The following is a 1,758-nucleotide window of genomic DNA, read 5'->3' on the forward strand; positions in this document are numbered from 1 at the left end:
ACGGCCTCCAGCGCGCCCGCCACCGCCGCCCGGTCGGCGGCACTGGTGCGGCGCAGCCTGCTCTGCCGGGCGATGCGGCCGGAGGCCACCACCTCGCGGACCGTGGCGGGCACCCCGCCGCCGACCTGGAGTCGCTGCGGCACGTAGCCGATGCGCCACCACTCGCGGAACCTCGCGGGCGGCCTGTCGTACAGCAGGGTCCGCCCGCCGGACAGCGGGATCAGGCCGAGCAGGGCGCGCACCAGCGTCGACTTGCCCGAGCCGTTGGCGCCGAGGAGGGCGACCACCTCGCCGGCGCGCACCGTGAGGTCGACGCCCCGCAGAATGGGCCGCCGGTCGAGGGTGACCCGGCCGCCGGTCATCGCGAACGTGGTCTCGCTCATGCCCCGCATCCCTTGCTCAAGCCGCGCAGCCCAGTGCGGCGCGCAGGCTCTTGAGATTGTCTCTCATACCGGACAGGTAGTCGCCCGACGGCTTGCTCTCCAGCGGGTCGAGCACCGCCGTCCTCGCCCCCACCTCCTTGGCCAGCACCTCGGCGACCTTGGGGCTGACCAGGGCCTCGGTGAAGATCGTGGTGACCTTCTCGGCCTGGGCGATCCGCGCCACCTCGGCCAGGCGGGCGGGGGAGGGCTCCGACTCGGGGTCGAGCGTGATGCCGACCTGCTTGAGCCCGTAGCGGTCGGCCAGGTAGCCGAACGCCTGGTGGCTCGTGACCATGGTCTTGGTCGCGCAGGCGGCCAGGCCCGCGGCGAACTCCTTGTCGAGCGCGGTCAGCCCGGCCGCCGTGCGCGCGGCGCGGTCCTTGTAGCCCTGGGCGTGCGGCGGGTCCGCGGCGGCCAGCCGCTCGCCCAGCTTGGTAGCGACTGTGGCCAGCCGGTGCGGGTCGAGCCAGATGTGCGGGTCGTAGGAGACCTCCGGCCCGGCGTGGCCCTCCTCGTGGGCCTCACCTTCGGCGTGGCCCTCCTCGTGCGCCCCGGCGGGAAGCGTGGTCACCGCGGTGGCGGCGTCGAACGCCCTGCCGGCCTCGACCGCCTCGTCCACGGCGGGCTGCACGCCCTTGATGTAGACGATCAGCGCGGCGTCCTGCAGCTCGGCCACCTGCTGCGCGCCCAGCTCCAGGTCGTGGGGCTCGACTCCGGGCGCGGTCAGCACCGTGACCGCGGCGTCGGGGCCGCCGACCTGCTCGCTGAGCCACTGGAGCGGGTAGAAGGAGGCGACCACGGCGGGCCGGCCGTCGGGCGCGGACGGCGCGGTCTCCGCGGAACCGGGACCCGCCCCGCAAGCGGCGGTGGCGAGCAACGAGCCTCCAGCCAGGAGGCCTGCCAGCATTTGGGGCGTTCTGGACATCACGCCCCCAATTATGGGGAAAATGAAAACGATTGTCAAAATCTACGCGGTGCCCGGCTAGAACACCCCGAATCGGTCAGCCGCCAGGACCACCAGGAAGGCCAGCATCGCCACCCGCAGCAGCCGCCCCCCGGCGCCCAAAGAGGGCCACGACAGGTAGGCCAGCCAGCCCACGAAGGCCAGCACGGGCAGCACCGCCACCCCGCCGAGCCACCCCGGGACGGCGAACCCGGCCAGCAGCAGCACCACCAGCACGGTCGGTGTCACCCACCGGGGCACCTGGGTGAACAGGAACGTCATCGGCGCCGCGCTGCGCGCCTCGACGGCCTTGCGCGCGCCCGTCGCGCCCGGCGTGAAGAACTGCTCGCCGCGCGGCAGCGGGCGCCTCGCCCTCGGCCCTGCCGTCCCCCC

Annotated in this window: 3 protein-coding genes; all 3 read right to left on the bottom strand. The window is 74.0% G+C overall.

Features of this window, described 5'->3' with window-relative positions; genetic code table 11:
• On the bottom strand, positions 1 to 392 hold a 392-nt coding region (locus tag DQW85_RS23500; RefSeq protein ID WP_113702250.1), incomplete at its 3' end, for an ATP-binding cassette domain-containing protein.
• A 7-nt stretch (positions 393 to 399) separates the two neighbouring features.
• The gene (locus DQW85_RS23505; protein WP_113702251.1) at positions 400 to 1,329 is read right to left on the bottom strand and encodes a metal ABC transporter substrate-binding protein; all 930 of its coding nucleotides are present in this window, start codon (positions 1,327 to 1,329) and stop codon (positions 400 to 402) included.
• Positions 1,330 to 1,404: 75 nt separating this feature from the next.
• On the bottom strand, positions 1,405 to 1,758 hold a 354-nt coding region (locus DQW85_RS23510), incomplete at its 5' end, for a DUF6703 family protein (protein WP_338043409.1).

The sequence above is a fragment of the Nonomuraea lactucae genome (genome assembly GCF_003313395.1).
GTDB lineage: Bacteria > Actinomycetota > Actinomycetes > Streptosporangiales > Streptosporangiaceae > Nonomuraea > Nonomuraea lactucae.